The following is a 15,448-nucleotide window of genomic DNA, read 5'->3' as shown; positions in this document are numbered from 1 at the left end:
CTCACAGGCACGGCAACTGGAACGGCAATGGCATCGACCTGCGAAACCCTGCCGAATTAAAACTTTCGGGCGCCAGAGGCGCCCGCTGCGCGTTTAGCGATCAATCTCGCCGAACACGATGTCCTGGGTCCCGATGATCGCCACAGCATCGGCAATCATGTGACCCTTTGCCATCTCGTCGAGCGCGGAAAGATGGGCAAAGCCCGGCGCACGAATCTTCAGGCGGTACGGCTTGTTCGCGCCGTCCGACACCAGGTAGATGCCGAACTCGCCCTTCGGGTGCTCGACGGCGGCATACGTCTCGCCGGCGGGCACGTGGAAGCCTTCGGTGAAGAGCTTGAAATGGTGAATCAACTCTTCCATGTTCGACTTCATTTCGACTCGCGAGGGCGGCGCCACCTTGTGATTGTCCGTAATCACCGGACCTTCATTGGCACGCAGCCACGTCACGCACTGGCGGATCAGTCGCACAGACTGGCGCATTTCTTCCACGCGCACCAGATAGCGGTCGTAGCAATCGCCTTCCTTACCCACCGGAATGTCGAAATCGAGACGGTCGTACACTTCGTACGGCTGTTTCTTGCGCAGATCCCAGGCAATGCCCGAGCCGCGCAGCATAGCGCCGGAGAAGCCGAGCTGCATGGCACGCTCGGGCGACACCACGCCGATCCCCACCAGACGCTGCTTCCAGATACGGTTGTCGGTGAGCAGCGTTTCATACTCGTCGACACACTTCGGGAAGCGGGTGATGAAGTCTTCGATGAAATCGAGCAGCGAGCCTTCGCGTGCTTCGTTCATCTTCTTGATGGCGCGCTCGTTGTGGAACTTCGATGCGCGATACTGCGGCATCGTGTCCGGCAGGTCGCGATACACGCCGCCCGGACGGTAGTAGGCCGCGTGCATACGGGCACCCGAGACGGCTTCGTACACGTCGAACAGGTCTTCGCGTTCACGGAAGGCGTACAGGAACACCGCCATCGCGCCCACGTCGAGTGCATGGGAACCAATCCACATCAGGTGATTCAGAATCCGCGTGATTTCGTCGAACATCACACGAATGTATTGCGCGCGAATCGGCACGTCGACGCCGAGCAACTTCTCGATCGCCATCACATAGGCGTGCTCGTTGCACATCATCGAGACGTAGTCCAGACGATCCATGTACGGCACGGATTGCAGGAACGTCTTCGACTCGGCGAGCTTTTCGGTCGCACGGTGCAACAGGCCGATGTGCGGATCGGCGCGCTGGATCACTTCGCCGTCCAGCTCGAGCACCAGGCGCAGCACGCCGTGCGCTGCCGGGTGCTGCGGACCGAAGTTCAGAGTGTAGTTCTTGATGTCTGCCACAAGGCCACCTTAATGTTTCAGACCGGCGTAATGCGATTCGCGGATGATGCGCGGCGTAATTTCGCGCGGCTCGATCGTCACCGGCTGGTAGATCACCCGCTTCTGCTCGGGGTCGTAACGCATTTCGACATACCCCGACGTCGGGAAGTCCTTGCGGAACGGGTGACCGATAAAGCCATAGTCCGTCAGAATGCGGCGCAGATCCGGGTGCCCTTCGAACACGATACCGACCAGATCGAAAGCTTCGCGTTCGAACCAGTTGGCCGAGCTCCACAGATCGATCAGCGACGCCACCACCGGCAGATCGTCGTCCGGGGCGAACACGCGCACGCGCAGACGCCAGTTGTGGGTCAGCGAGAGCAGATGCGAGACGGCGGCGTAGCGCGGGCCGTCGTAGGCACCGTCGCCATAGGCCGAGTAGTCCAGGCCGGCAACGTCCATCAACTGCTCGAACATGAGCTCGGGATGATCGCGCAGCGTGCGCGCCACCTCGAGATAGTCGCTCGCCTTGACGGTCAGCGTCAGCTCGTCGAGGGCTTCCACCAACTGCTCGGCGCGGGCGCCAAGCACGTTTTGCAGGGTGGTCTTGAGTTGTTCTAGTTTAGACATGGGCGGGAGCGGTTATTTACGCGCGATCGTCGCAGTCCGTTTGATCTTCGACTGCAACTGGATGATGCCGTAGACGAGCGCCTCGGCCGTCGGCGGACAGCCGGGCACGTAGACATCGACCGGCACGATGCGATCGCAACCGCGCACCACCGAGTAGGAATAGTGATAGTAGCCGCCGCCGTTGGCGCACGACCCCATCGAGATCACCCAGCGCGGCTCGGCCATCTGGTCGTACACCTTGCGCAGCGCGGGCGCCATCTTGTTGCACAGCGTACCGGCCACGATCATCACGTCCGACTGACGCGGGCTCGGGCGGAACACCACGCCAAACCGGTCCAGATCGTAACGCGCCGCGCCGGCGTGCATCATTTCGACGGCACAGCAGGCCAGGCCGAACGTCATCGGCCACAGCGAACCCGTGCGCGTCCAGTTGATGAGTTTGTCAGCCGTGGTGGTGACGAACCCTTCGCGCAAAACCCCTTCGATGCTCATATGCTTACCCTGAATCCTTCTGCAATGCTACCCAATCGATGCCGGCCTTATTCCCAGTCGAGCGCACCGCGCTTCCACAGGAACACGAAACCGATCAGCAGCTCAAGCAGGAAACCCATCATGGAGATAAAGCCCACCCAGCCGATATCGCGCAGGGCGACGCCCCACGGAAACAGAAATGCCGTTTCGAGATCGAACAGGATGAAAAGGATGGCGACGAGATAGTAGCGCACATCGAACTTCATGCGCGCGTCTTCGAATGCCTCGAAGCCGCACTCGTACGGAGAGAGTTTTGCGCTGTCAGGTTTGTTGGGGCCGAGGAATTTACCGACCCCAATCAGTAGCGCCCCAAGACCGCCACCTACCAGAATAAACAGCAGGACGGGATAATAGGTTCCGAGGTTCAACTCTACCCTCTTTTTGGTTAGTCCAAAAACCGCTTTCGTCATTGGCGTGGGGGCCAAAAAGCGGATGAACAGTGAGCACAAAATAAAATGCCAGCCAAAGCATAAACGCAAGGCTGGCATCGGAGAACTGTGGTGCCGACGGCGAGACTCGAACTCGCACAGCTTTCGCCACTACCCCCTCAAGATAGCGTGTCTACCAATTTCACCACGTCGGCATTCAAATTCTGCAATCCGCTGTCACTTACGAATCGCTTCAAGACCGCTATATTAGCGCTCTTCAGCATTTTGTTCAACGCACAAATCGATTTTTTTTCGATTTTCTTTACAGCTTATTACACGTCGCAAACCGTGCTGTGGCTTACTTCGGCACGTCCTGCGGATTGGCTGCGGGAGCGCTTACCGGCGCACTTGCCGCCGCCGCACCCGACGCCGTAATCGGCGACGTTGCCGTCGGCAAATTACCAAGGACACCGATGTTTGCCGCCGGCTTGTACGAACCGAGATACGTGAGACCCAGCGTGGTCACGAAGAACACGGCCGCGAGCACTGCCGTGGTCCGCGACAGGAAGTTTGCGGAACCCGACGCACCGAAGAGACTGCCCGACGAACCGCTACCGAATGCAGCGCCCATATCGGCACCCTTGCCATGCTGGAGCAGCACAAGACCGATGATGCCCAGCGCGGAAAGCACCTGCACCACGATCAACAACGTTTTCAACAACCCCATCTCATCACCCGTATAGAAGAATCCGATTTGCCGTGCATTTTTGGTGCACTGCATCATGACTATTTCGTGCCGTTACGAAACACGGCATCGGCGTCAGCGCGACAGACCCGCCTCGCAAATCGCCAGAAAATCGACCGCCTTCAATGCCGCCCCGCCGATCAACCCACCATCGACATCCGCCATGGAAAACAGCTCGGCCGCGTTATCCGGCTTCAAACTGCCGCCGTACAACACCGCCACATCCATTACCGCCTCGCCCTTCGCGCGCAGCAGCGAGCGCAAATGCGCATGCACTTCCTGCGCCTCGGCCGACGTTGCCGTCTTGCCCGTGCCAATCGCCCAGACCGGCTCATAGGCCACAACAATCTGCGCCGCCTGCGCCACCGTCAGCGCCGTGAGCACCGTCTCGAGCTGACGCGTCACGACCGCCTTCGTCTCGCCGGCTTCACGCTCGGCGAGCGTTTCGCCAACACACACGATCGGCGTCATGCCCGCATCGAGCACACGCAAGGTCTTTGCCGCAACGCCCGCATCGGTCTCGCCGTGATACGTGCGACGCTCAGAATGCCCCACGATCACGAACTGCGCACCGAACTCGGCAATCATCGCAGCGGAGACTTCGCCCGTGTAGGCACCGCTCACCTGCGCCGAGACCTCCTGCGCGCCGAAGCCCAGTACCTGCCCCGAGAGGCGAGCCTGACATTGTGCGAGATAGGGGAACGGCACACACACGGCCGCCGTCACGCCCGGGGCGCTCAACACCGGCGACGCCAGCAAGTCGCCCAGCAGCGCCTCGTTGCCGGCCAGACTGCCATGCAGTTTCCAATTGCCCACGACGAGCTTGCCAGCCTTGCGGCCAAGGGTGCGAGCCGAAGCCGCAGTACCGATTGTCACGCGAGATCCCCCAATGCGTAAGGACGAAAAACCTCTCATTCTAGTGCGTCAGGGGCATGGGGGTCAATTTCGCCGACTTTCAAACGTGGGAATCCGCATGAAATGGGGGTTTCACGCGGATTCGCCTCGTCAACCGACGCGACATGGCTTACCAGGTCAGGACGATCTTCCCGACGTGCGTACTCGTTTCCATCAACGCATGGGCTTTGTCCGCTTGGTCGGCCGGGAACGTCTGATAAATCACAGGCCGGATCTTGCCAGCCGCGAACAGCGGCCAGACCTTCTCGTAGAGGTTCTGGGCAATCGCCGCCTTGAACGCCACCGAGCGCGGACGCAGCGTCGAGCCAGTCACCGTCAGACGGCGGCGCAGCAGCGCGCCCATATCCAGCGTGGCCTTGCTGCCGCCGAGCAGCGCGATGATCGAGATGCGCCCATCGAATGCCAGCGCCTGCACTTCACGCGGCAGATAGTCGCCCCCCACCATGTCGAGCACGACGTCCACGCCGCGATCGCTGGTGAGCGCCTTCGTGACGGCGACGAAATCCTCGGTCTTGTAGTTGATGCCTCGCTCCGCGCCGAGCGCTTCGCACGCGCGAGCCTTCTCATCGGAACCCGCGGTCGCGAACACGCGATGGCCCATTGCCACGCCGAGCTGGATCGCCGTCACGCCGATACCGCTCGTGCCGCCCTGCACCAACAACGTCTCCTTTTCGCCCGACTCGGTCTCGCCGAGGTGAGCGCGATCGAACACATTGCTCCAGACGGTGAAGAACGTTTCCGGCAGCGACGCCGCCTCGACGTCCGAGAGCCCTTGCGGCACCGGCAGCACCTGCGAGAGCGGCGCGGCGCAGAACTCGGCATAGCCCCCACCCTGCACCAGCGCACAGACGCGCGATCCGACCTTCAATCCCCAGCGGTTATCCGGGCCGTCGAGCTTGCCATCGACGATCTCGCCGGCCACTTCGAGCCCCGGCAGGTCCGAGGCACCCGGCGGCACGGGGTACTGCCCGATGCGCTGGAGCACGTCGGGACGGTTCACGCCCGACGCGGTGACCTTGATGAGCACTTCGCCCGGCTTGAGTTCGGGGCGCGGCCGCTCAGTGGGCTTGAGCACCTCCGGTGCGCCGTATTGGGTGATCTCGATCGCCTTCATCGTGTCTGTCCTCGGTTGTCTGGACGACGCGCCGCATCAGCGCCGGCCGCCCGTCTCGTTTCGTGGGGTCGCGAGTCGTGCGGCCGCCCGCGAGTCAAACGCTGCGCGTGCCATGCCACAGACCTCGCATTGAAAAATGGTGTCGAGCCGTACCTTATCACCGACGGCGCGATCGCGTCGGCCGCCGACGCAGGCCTCGGCCGCATTCAGGATCAAACAGGATTATTCGGGACAACTGAGGGGCAACTGCGAAACTGGGGCGAGACAGGGAACACGCGCGGACGCAAAGGCACCGGCACGTGCGCCGTTTGACGGGCGCGTCGCGTGCGATCTCGAAACCGCGCGCGACGCGCCGGGTTAGCCCCAAAGGCGGGGTGCCGGCTGCCCGCAGGCCGCTCGGCGCCGCCGCCTCGCTCTGGCGCCGTCAGGCGACGCCTTCCGACCCTTCGTCGATCAGCCCGTGCCGTATGGCGTAGTCGGTCAGCTCCGCACAATCGTCAAGCGCGAGTTTGTGCAGAATTTGTGCAACGTGTGATGCAATCGTCCGCTCGCTCAGATGCATCGCGTGCGCGACTTCATTGACGGCCAGGCCGTCGACCAGCATATGAAACACTTCATTTTCGCGAATCGACAAGCTCAGGTGCCTCGACTTGTCGTCGTGCGCATCGGCGTCGTGCCGCACCCGCGGCCCCCGATGCGAAGCCTGCGGTGGCTCACGGCGCGCCCCGGGTTCGCGCCACCCTGCGTCGGAAGCCGCCCGCGATGCTGCCCGGCTTCGTCCGCCCTCGAGTTTCATGCCCGCCTCCTGTAAAGAAACGTCCCACGCCCGAACCGTCTGCCGTACGTCGAGGCGAACGGAGGACGTCGCCTATTGTGCGTCAGACAATTCACGCTCGTATCTTCGGGGAAGCTGATCGCCGTCGCGTACTTGATTGGTTGTGCCTAATCTGCCACGCACGCGCCGTCGCCGAGCACGAAGCGGCCGCGGCCGCCATGCTTGGCGTCGTATAGCGCGCGGTCCGCCGCGTCGAACATCATGTCGGGCGTCTTGACCTCACCGCTCGCGACCATCGCCACGCCCACGCACGCGCCCACCGTAACGGCCCCGACGGACAGCGACATCGGCCGCGACGTTGCATCGAGAATCGACATGGCCGTGCGCTCCACATCGAGAATATCCTGTACGTCACGCATGATGACGGCGAATTCATCGCCACCGAAGCGGGCAATGACGTCGCCCTCGCGCACGCTCGCGACCAGCCGTTTGGCCAGACGCCGCAGCAACTCGTCGCCGAGCGCATGCCCCCACGTGTCATTGACGAGCTTGAAGCGATCCAGGTCGACGAACAGCAGCGCCTGCGCGCCGCCCCCCTCGCGCGCAACGCGCAATGCCCCCGTCAGCGCCTGATCAAAGCCCTTGCGATTGAGCAGGCCCGTCAGGTGATCGGTGTGCGATTCGCGCCGCCAGCGCCGCTCATTCGTGCGCTCGACGGTGATATCGCGGACAAACACATGCACGCCGACGAGCACATCGTGCAAGGCCCATTCCGGCTGATAGGTGACTTCGAAGCACCGGAACGCGGCGCCGTCGCCAAAATCCCAGATGAACGTGGCGGCTTCGCCCGCGAATGCCCGGGCGAGATGCGGCGCGAATTCGCGATAGAGCGACGGGCCGAGCAGCTCGCTCGCCGTCGCCCCGAGAATGCGTTCACGCGGCCGCCGCAACCGCAGTTCACACGCCCGATTCACGAACGCAAAGCGCTCGTTGCTGTCGAGAAACACGACGAGATAGGGCACGCGATCCGCAATTTCCTGCATGCGCCGCACACTCGCCCGCGCCGCCTCGCGCGAGCCCTCGAGCGCCTCGGTACGATCGCTCAGTTGCTCCATCATGTCGCGAAACGCGTTCGCGAGCGCCCCGATCTCGTCGGCACGCTGAACGGGCAGCGACTGCACTGCGCGCATGTCGCTGGCGCTGCGCTGCACGAGGTCGCGCAGCGTATCGAGCGGAAGCAACATGTGCCGCACCATCCACCACATCGCGAACGCGGCCAGCCCGATCGCGGCGATCGCGAGCAGCATCACGCGACGCCGCACGCGCGCAAGCGGATCGAACGCTTCGGCGCCGGGCAACACCGCGACTACCGACCAACCGGTCGTGGTCATGGTGGCGCGCGCCACCAACGGATGCATGTGCAAGAGAGGGTTCGGCGCCGGATCGTGCACGCCGCACAAGGTCTGCGCCGGGCCGACGGGCGAGAGAATCTTCGTGACGTCCGCCTGAATGATATAGCGCGCGGGATTTTCATTCGTCGTCACGCAGTAGCGGCCACTTGTGCCGACCGCATTGCTCGCCAGATCGACCATGAAGTTTTGCCGAAGCAGATTGATCGCGCCGCCGATCACGGCAATCGTCTTGCCCTGCGTGTCCACGACGGGTACCGCGAGGATAATGCCCGGCGAGCGGGTGATCCTGCCCGCGATCAGTCCAGACACCGCCTGAGGCGCGCCCGCGAGCAACTGCCGGAAATAGTCGCGATCGGCAATGTTGATCGCCGTGGCGGGGAACGTCGAGTCGTAGCGCATACGGCCGTCGGGCGCGGCCACGAAAATCGTGTTGAAGGTCTCGGGCATCGACACCGACATGTGGGCGAAGGCGTCGAACTGTGCCAGCGTCATCGCGTCCGGATTGCCAAGGTGGCGCGCCATGCGATGCAGGGCGAGAAACTTCCCGCGCATCTTGTCGTCGAGCTGTTCGGCCACGAGCTGGACCTGGGTGTCGAGCTGCGCCTGCATCGCGCTTCGCAACTCCCCATAGACGAAGAATTCGATGCCGACGGCGACGCCGACGATCAGTATCATCGAGACCAGGGCCGTCGTGGCCGCGACCCGTCCCTTCAATGACTTCACCATACTGGCCCGTGCGAAAGTAGCTTGCGATGCTTTTTGTTAATTTTTGCGGGTGCTTATCCCCGAAACGGCACATTTTCTGGAAACTTGAGCAAAATTTGCCGCCCTCGTGTAACAAACTCATCGACACTCGCATGCGACATTGCCGGACGGCGGCTAACGATGTTCGCCGAACCCGTCGTAAAATTGCGCATCCAACGCGCCACGAGGGAGCGACGCGGCACGCGCCATGCTGGATGAGCGCGATATCGCACGCCGGCCGGTTCCCCCCGCCCCCCTCGTGACCCGATTTGCCCGACCCGACTGAATTCATGACGAGCACCCAAGCCCAAGCCACCCCCGCCGCCGCCGCACCGATGACGCCAATGATGCAGCAGTACACGCGTATCAAGGCCGACCATCCGAACATGCTCGTCTTCTATCGCATGGGCGATTTCTATGAGCTTTTCCACGACGACGCGGCCAAAGCGGCACGACTGCTCGACCTGACGCTCACCGCGCGCGGCCAGTCGGGCGGACAACCGATTCGCATGGCCGGTGTGCCGCATCACGCCGTGGAGCAATACCTCGGCAAGCTCGTCAAGCTCGGTGAGTCGGTGGCCATCTGCGAGCAGATCGGCGACCCAGCCACCGCCAAGGGTCCGGTCGAGCGCAAGGTCGTGCGCATCGTCACGCCCGGCACGCTGACCGACGCCGCATTGCTCAGCGACAAGGTCGACCAGTATCTGCTTGCCGTGCACATGCCGCCGGCGCGACGCGCCAGCGAGCGCGTCGCCGGCCTCGCCTGGCTGTCGCTCGCCAGTGGCGAGCTGCGCTTGATGGAAGTGGCCGCCGATAAGCTGCCGCGTGAGCTGGAGCGCATCCGCCCGGCCGAGACGCTCGTGCCCGACAGCGCCCTCAAAGCCTTCGAGGGCTTCTCCCTCGGCACCACGACGCGCGTGCCCGACTGGCATTTCGACACGTCTGCCGGCACGCAACGCCTGCGCGATCAACTTCGCGTCGCGAGCCTCACCGCCTTCGGCTGCGACGGCCTGAACCCGGCGCTCGGCGCGGCGGGCGCTTTGCTGCAGTACGCAGCCGCCACGCAGGGCCAGTCCTTGCGTCATGTGCAAAGTCTGAACGTGGAGCGGGAAGCCGCCTATATTGGCCTGGACGCCGCCACGCGGCGCAACCTGGAACTCACCGAGACGCTGCGCGGCACCGAATCGCCGACGCTGCTCTCGCTGCTCGACACTTGCGGCACGACGATGGGCAGCCGTCTGATGCGCCACTGGCTGCATCATCCGATGCGCGATCAGCAGGTGCCGCAGTCGCGCCAACTGGCCATTGCCACGCTGCTCGAAGGCCCGGGCGCGTGGCGCGCGCTGAACAGCGAATTGCGGCACGTGGCGGACGTCGAGCGAATCACGGCGCGTCTGGCGCTGCTCACCGCGCGGCCACGCGATTTATCGAGCCTGCGCGACGCGTTGCGCCGCCTGCCCGAACTGCACACCACGCTGCGTGCCGTCGAAGCACGCTCGCCGCTGCTCGCGATGCTGCACGAAGACCTTGCGATTCCCGAGGCCGCGCTGGCAATGCTCACGGGCGCCATCGCCGAAGAACCGGCGGCCATGCTGCGCGACGGCGGCGTCATCGCGCGCGGTCACGATGCCGATCTCGACGAGTTGCGCGATATCTCGGAGAACTGCGGCCAGTTCCTCGTCGATCTGGAAACGCGCGAGCGTACGCGCACCGGCATCAACAATTTGCGGGTGGAGTTCAACAAGGTGCATGGCTTCTACATCGAAGTCACGCGCGGCCAGACCGACAAGGTGCCCGACGACTATCGCCGCCGCCAGACGCTCAAGAATGCCGAGCGCTACATTACGCCAGAGCTGAAGACGTTCGAGGACAAGGCATTGTCCGCGCAGGAGCGCTCGCTCGCGCGGGAGAAGCTGTTGTACGACGCACTGATGCAAGCACTGCTGCCCCACATCACCGAGTTCAAGCGCATTGCGCAGGCGCTCGCCCAGTTGGACGTTCTCGCCGCGCTGGCCGAGCGGGCCGAAACGCTGGGCTGGGTCAAGCCCGAGCTGGTGGAGGATCGCGTGGTCGACATTCGTCAGGGTCGCCACCCGGTCGTCGAACAGCAAGTGGAGCGCTTCATCGGCAACGACTGCTCGCTGGGGGATGCGCGCCGCCTGCTGCTCATCACCGGCCCGAACATGGGCGGCAAGTCGACCTTCATGCGTCAGACCGCTCTCATCGCCCTGCTCGCGTACGTCGGCGGCTACGTGCCCGCCGAGGCGGTGCGACTGGGCCCGCTCGACGCCATCTTTACGCGAATTGGCGCGTCGGACGACCTCGCGGGCGGACGTTCGACGTTCATGGTCGAGATGACCGAGTCGGCGGCGATTCTGCATACGGCGACCGACCAGAGTCTGGTACTGATGGACGAGATCGGGCGCGGCACGTCAACGTTCGACGGTCTCGCGCTGGCCTGGGCGATTGCGCGGCATCTGCTTGGGCACAATCGCAGCTATACGCTGTTCGCCACCCATTACTTCGAACTGACGCAATTGCCCGACGAATTTGCGCAATGCGCGAATGTGCATCTGTCGGCCGTGGAGCATGGCGAAGGGATTGTGTTCCTGCACGCGGTGCAGGATGGCCCGGCGAGCCAGAGCTACGGATTGCAGGTCGCGCAACTCGCCGGGGTGCCGATGCCGGTCATTCGCGCGGCGCGCAAGCATCTCGCGTTACTCGAGCAGCAGGCGCTCGATCCGGCCGCCCCACAACTCGATCTGTTTGCACCGCGAGCGCCGGTCGATGCCGACATCGATGACGCATCGGAGGACACTTCGGAAAGCGCGCCGAACGGCCGGCTCGCGATGCAGGGCAGCCCTGGCGCGACACACGGTGCCGCCGCCCTCGATCCTGCCGCCGAGGCTACGTTGGCACGTCTGTCGCAGATCGATCCCGACGAGTTGCGCCCGCGCGAAGCGCTTGACCTGTTGTATGAACTGCGCGGCCTGATGGACGGCCGCAAGCACTGACGTCGCCCCTCATGCCGAGCCTGCCTCACCTGCGCGCCCCTCGTCACACAAGCCACGGCCTGCGCGCCGTGTGCCTCTTGGCGCTCGCGTTCGCGCTCGTGACGGGGACCGCACCGACGACGGCCGCATCGGCAAACGCCAAGCTGACCACGACGTCCAAGGGAAAAACAACGGCCAAACCCGGCGCCAAAGGCCCACGCAAGCCACCGCCGTTCGAATTCGCGGTGCTGGGCAACACCCCCTTCGGCAGCGCGGATGTGCCGGTGGTGCGCAACGTGCTCGCCAGCATCGGTGACAGTGAGGCCGTGTTCGTCGTCCACGCAGGCAATCTCAAAAGCGTGGCGGAGTCGTGTCGCGACGAACTCATCACGCAGCGTCTGAGACTGCTCGCCAGTTCGCCCAAGCCACTCATCTACGTACCGGGGGCGAACGACTGGGCCGATTGCCAACGCGCCACCGAGGGCGGCTACAACCCCGTGGAGCGCCTCGACTTCCTGCGCGATCAGGCGTTCAACGACGATGCGTTGCTCGGCCCCGGCCCCGTGGGTCACGCGCCATTCGATCTCACGCGACAGAGCGACATGGCGCGCTTTCGTCAATATCACGAGAATGTGCGATGGTTCTATAACGGCGTGGTATTTGTCGGCCTGAATCTGCCCGGCAACAACAACAATTACCGCTCGGCGGGGGGACGTAACGGCGAATTCGAGGATCGAGTCGTGGCGACGCGCGTCTGGCTGCAACATGCGCTGGTCTACGCGAAGCAGAAGGAGGCCGTCGGCATGGTCATCGTCGCGCAGGCCGATCCGGCGTTCGAACCGGCGCGACGCGCAGGACTGGGGAGCCTTTTCTCGGATCGCGCGGGACGCCGCGGCGTCGACGGCTTCAAGGAATTCCGCACGCAGTTGCTACGACTCACGAATCGCTTCAAAAGACCGGTCCTGCTCATCGACAGCGGCAAGACGATGCGCCACGTGGAACCGCTGCGCGATGCCCACGGCGCACCGGTGAAGTCGTTCACCCAACTGAGCACCTACGGGTCGCCGACCACGAATCGGTGGGTGCGCGTGCACGTCGATCCGGGCACGCCATCACTCTTCCGTTTCGAGGGGGTGACACTACCGTCCAACAACGCGGCGGCACTGACGAGCCCGCGCGGTGGCGGCGCAATACCGGTGCCCGGCGGAACCTCCGCCGGTGCGGCAGCGCCGACGCCCGGTAGCGTGTCCCACGCAATGCCCTACGCAGCCCCCTATTCGGCACTCTATCCGTCGTCCGGCATGTCGAGCGACCAGGGCGCGGCCGCGTCGGATCCTAACCAAGGAGTCATGCCCATCGGGCCTGCGCTCCGCCCGAGCACCGGTACGCGTGCCCCCCGGCACGGCAACTGACTGCTCGCCTGAAAACGAAAACGCCGAGTCAGGCGCATTGCGTTTCACAATGCGCCTGACTCGGCAGATGCCCGGGTACTGCTCGCGCGTCGTGCGTCACCGGCCCGGCCGTGCGCCGTAAGGCGGCAGCGGGCAGCGCAACGCCTCAGCGTCAATGCAGCGTGGGAGCGTCGTCCTGATCTTCGTCTTCGTCGACGACTTCAAGCCCCGACGCGCCGTGGGCGTGCTGGTGCTCGATTTCTTCTTCCGTCGCCTGACGCACGTCGGCCACCTTCAGGTCGAAACGCAGTGCCATGCCCGCAAGCGGGTGATTGCCGTCGAGCACGACCTTGTCTTCGGCAACGTCGGTCACCGTGTAGATCAGCGTGTCGGCCTCCTCGTCGCCATCTTCCGGCGAGCCTTCGAACTGCATGCCGACTTCGAGCGGATCCGGGAAACGACCACGCGCTTCGATCTTGATCATCTCGGGATCGTAGTCGCCGAAGGCGTCGGACGGTTCCAGTTGCAGTTGCGTTTCATAGCCTACGTCCTGGCCGTCGAGCGCTTCCTCGATCTTGGGGAACGTGCCATCATATCCGCCGTGCAGGTAAACCATCGGCTCGGCGCCGCTTTCTTCGATCAGGTTGCCCTGAGCGTCCGACAACTTGTAAGTCACCGAGACGACGGTATTCTTTTCGATCTTCATCAAACTCTCCGAAAAACAGCCCGCATTATACGCGCAGCCGCATGACATCGCCCCGCGCGCGAACCGACGCCACCTCGAATCGCACCACGGCGGGCATGGCGCGGCCCTCTCCCAATGTATTGATCCACTCATGACGACAGCCCGCTCCCCCTCGCCCCTGCTCGGCGGCCTCGCGCCGGACGCATTCATGAAGCGCTACTGGCACAAGCGCCCGCTCCTCATCCGCCAGGCCATTCCCGGCTTCACGGCGCCGCTCTCGCGCGATGCATTGTTCGCGCTGGCGGCGCAGGACGACGTCGAATCCCGATTGATCAGCCATGCCCGCAAGCGTTGGCAGCTCGCCCATGGGCCGTTCGATGCCGATGAGTTGCCGCCGCTCAGTCGCAAGCAATGGACGCTGCTCGTGCAGGGGGCGAATCTCCACTCGCCGGCCGTCGACGCACTCATGCAACAGTTTCGCTTCGTTCCCGACGCGCGTCTGGACGACGTGATGATCAGCTACGCCACCGACGGCGGCGGCGTCGGCCCGCACCTCGATTCTTACGACGTTTTTCTGCTGCAGGCGCATGGCCAGCGACGCTGGCGCATCGGGCCGCAGCGCGATACCACGTGGCTCGATGGCGTGCCGCTGCGCATCCTGAAACACTTCGAGCCCGAAGAGGAGTGGGTGCTGGAACCGGGCGACATGCTGTACCTGCCGCCGGGCTATGCGCACGATGGCATCGCGCAAGGCGAGTGCATGACCTACTCAATCGGCTTTCGCGCGCCGCTGGAGCAGGAAATGCTTCAGAACTTTCTGTACTACCTTGCGGAAAATGCGCCAGCGCTACCGTTCGCGCGCCATTTCGCGGGTCGTTACGCCGATCCGGGACAATCGGCCGTGAAACATCCGGCCGCGCTGCCCGATGCCATGATCGAGACGCTTGTCGCGCAGCTCGAAAAAGTGCGCTGGGGACAAAAAGAGGTCGAGGATTTTCTCGGGCGTTGGCTGAGCGAGCCGAAGTCGCACGTATTCTTCGATCCGCCAGAAACCCCGCTTTCGGTGACGAAATTCGTGCGCGAAGCCGCCGCGCGTGGCTTGGCGCTCTCGCCCAAGACGCAATTGTTGTATCGACGCAACCGATATTACGTCAACGGCGAGCCGCTCGACGTCCCTGTCGATGCGCGCGCAAACTTACGGCGCCTCGCCGATCATCGTCAGTTAAATGCGGGGGAATGTGCGAATTTGAGGCAAAAAGACCAAGAAATCGTCGAAATTCTGTACGATTGGTATGCTTCCGGGTGGCTGCAACTGGAAAGTGACCCGGAGCCCCGGCTAAAGTTGCGCGCCGTAAGGAAAAAAGCGGGGAAATGACGCGAGATTGACGTGACGGGTTGGGGAAAACCCAATATAATTTCTCGCCAAGCAGCTTGCATGACCAAGGGTAATCCTTAATTGCCAATGTCTCGCAATCGGCTTTGCGCTGGCAAGAGCGTATTACCGTAATTAATATTCATTCGCTTGTCATCTACCATAAAAGGACGTGATCATGAAGAAGTCTCTCCTCGTCGCTTCGTTGCTGGCTATCGCCCTGACCGCCTGCGGCAAGAAGGAAGAAGCCGCTGCACCGGCCGCTGACACGGCTTCGGCTGCTGCTGCTGCTGTTGCTGACTCGGCCGCTTCGGCTGCTTCGGCTGTCGGCGCTGCTGCTGACTCGGCTGCTTCGGCTGCCGGCGCTGCTGCTGATGCCGTTGCTTCGGCTGCTGACGCTGCTGCCAGCAAGTAAGCTCTCGCTGCCGCAAGGCAGTTGAGAAAAAA

At 63.5% G+C, this 15,448-nt stretch carries 15 protein-coding genes and 1 tRNA gene; 4 read left to right on the top strand and 12 right to left on the bottom strand.

The features are described 5' to 3' along the window. Positions 1-93: 93 nt before the first annotated feature. From PSO31014_RS09870 to PSO31014_RS09825, 10 genes are all read right to left on the bottom strand, one after another. Positions 94-1,347, bottom strand: a complete 1,254-nt coding sequence (locus PSO31014_RS09870; RefSeq protein WP_150551452.1) for an NADH-quinone oxidoreductase subunit D — start codon at positions 1,345-1,347, stop codon at positions 94-96. A gap of 9 nt (positions 1,348-1,356) precedes the next feature. After that, positions 1,357-1,956, bottom strand: a complete 600-nt coding sequence (locus tag PSO31014_RS09865; RefSeq protein ID WP_150551451.1) for an NADH-quinone oxidoreductase subunit C — start codon at positions 1,954-1,956, stop codon at positions 1,357-1,359. Positions 1,957-1,968: 12 nt separating this feature from the next. Then, positions 1,969-2,448 carry a NuoB/complex I 20 kDa subunit family protein gene (locus PSO31014_RS09860; protein WP_010807413.1) on the bottom strand — a complete coding sequence of 160 codons (480 nt, stop codon included), beginning with the start codon at positions 2,446-2,448 and terminating at the stop codon, positions 1,969-1,971. Between the two features lie 47 nt (positions 2,449-2,495). Continuing rightward, positions 2,496-2,855 (bottom strand): NADH-quinone oxidoreductase subunit A, encoded by a 360-nt coding sequence (locus PSO31014_RS09855; RefSeq protein ID WP_017233013.1) that lies wholly within the window; start codon positions 2,853-2,855, stop codon positions 2,496-2,498. A 130-nt stretch (positions 2,856-2,985) separates the two neighbouring features. Next, positions 2,986-3,070 (bottom strand) — tRNA-Leu (locus PSO31014_RS09850). 143 nt (positions 3,071-3,213) lie between these two features. Then, positions 3,214-3,582: a preprotein translocase subunit SecG gene (gene secG, locus PSO31014_RS09845; protein ID WP_150551539.1), complete on the bottom strand. Its 369-nt coding sequence runs from the start codon at positions 3,580-3,582 to the stop codon at positions 3,214-3,216. A 93-nt stretch (positions 3,583-3,675) separates the two neighbouring features. Beyond that, positions 3,676-4,476, bottom strand: coding sequence for a triose-phosphate isomerase (gene tpiA / locus PSO31014_RS09840; RefSeq protein ID WP_425494866.1), 801 nt, complete (start codon positions 4,474-4,476; stop codon positions 3,676-3,678). 148 nt (positions 4,477-4,624) lie between these two features. Then, positions 4,625-5,629 carry an NAD(P)H-quinone oxidoreductase gene (locus PSO31014_RS09835; protein ID WP_150551450.1) on the bottom strand — a complete coding sequence of 335 codons (1,005 nt, stop codon included), beginning with the start codon at positions 5,627-5,629 and terminating at the stop codon, positions 4,625-4,627. A 424-nt stretch (positions 5,630-6,053) separates the two neighbouring features. Further along, the gene (locus tag PSO31014_RS09830; protein ID WP_150551449.1) at positions 6,054-6,425 is read right to left on the bottom strand and encodes a response regulator transcription factor; all 372 of its coding nucleotides are present in this window, start codon (positions 6,423-6,425) and stop codon (positions 6,054-6,056) included. Between the two features lie 146 nt (positions 6,426-6,571). Then, entirely contained in the window at positions 6,572-8,542 is a 1,971-nt protein-coding gene (locus PSO31014_RS09825; RefSeq protein ID WP_150551448.1) for a sensor domain-containing diguanylate cyclase, read from the bottom strand. Between the two features lie 308 nt (positions 8,543-8,850). Between PSO31014_RS09825 and mutS the strand changes: the two genes are divergently transcribed. Continuing rightward, entirely contained in the window at positions 8,851-11,574 is a 2,724-nt protein-coding gene (mutS, locus tag PSO31014_RS09820; protein WP_150551447.1) for a DNA mismatch repair protein MutS, read from the top strand. An 11-nt stretch (positions 11,575-11,585) separates the two neighbouring features. Further along, a complete protein-coding gene (locus PSO31014_RS09815; RefSeq protein WP_150551446.1) occupies positions 11,586-12,965 on the top strand; it encodes a hypothetical protein in 1,380 nt (459 codons plus the stop codon). A gap of 151 nt (positions 12,966-13,116) precedes the next feature. On the opposite strand, the gene PSO31014_RS09810 is transcribed toward PSO31014_RS09815, so the two are convergent. Further along, a complete protein-coding gene (locus PSO31014_RS09810) occupies positions 13,117-13,650 on the bottom strand; it encodes an FKBP-type peptidyl-prolyl cis-trans isomerase (RefSeq protein ID WP_130025580.1) in 534 nt (177 codons plus the stop codon). Between the two features lie 25 nt (positions 13,651-13,675). After that, positions 13,676-14,074, bottom strand: a complete 399-nt coding sequence (locus tag PSO31014_RS22865; RefSeq protein WP_343039579.1) for a hypothetical protein — start codon at positions 14,072-14,074, stop codon at positions 13,676-13,678. Between the two features lie 66 nt (positions 14,075-14,140). Between PSO31014_RS22865 and PSO31014_RS09805 the strand changes: the two genes are divergently transcribed. Next, on the top strand, positions 14,141-15,004 hold the full coding sequence (locus PSO31014_RS09805; protein ID WP_425494865.1) for a ribosomal protein uL16 3-hydroxylase: 864 nt from the start codon (positions 14,141-14,143) through the stop codon (positions 15,002-15,004). Between the two features lie 175 nt (positions 15,005-15,179). Further along, a complete protein-coding gene (locus tag PSO31014_RS09800; RefSeq protein ID WP_083902237.1) occupies positions 15,180-15,416 on the top strand; it encodes a hypothetical protein in 237 nt (78 codons plus the stop codon). Positions 15,417-15,448: the final 32 nt, after the last annotated feature.

Origin of the sequence: Pandoraea soli (assembly GCF_902459595.1) — a bacterium.
In the GTDB taxonomy this organism is placed as follows: Bacteria; Pseudomonadota; Gammaproteobacteria; order Burkholderiales; family Burkholderiaceae; genus Pandoraea; species Pandoraea cepalis.
This window is presented reverse-complemented; position numbering and strand designations above follow the sequence as displayed.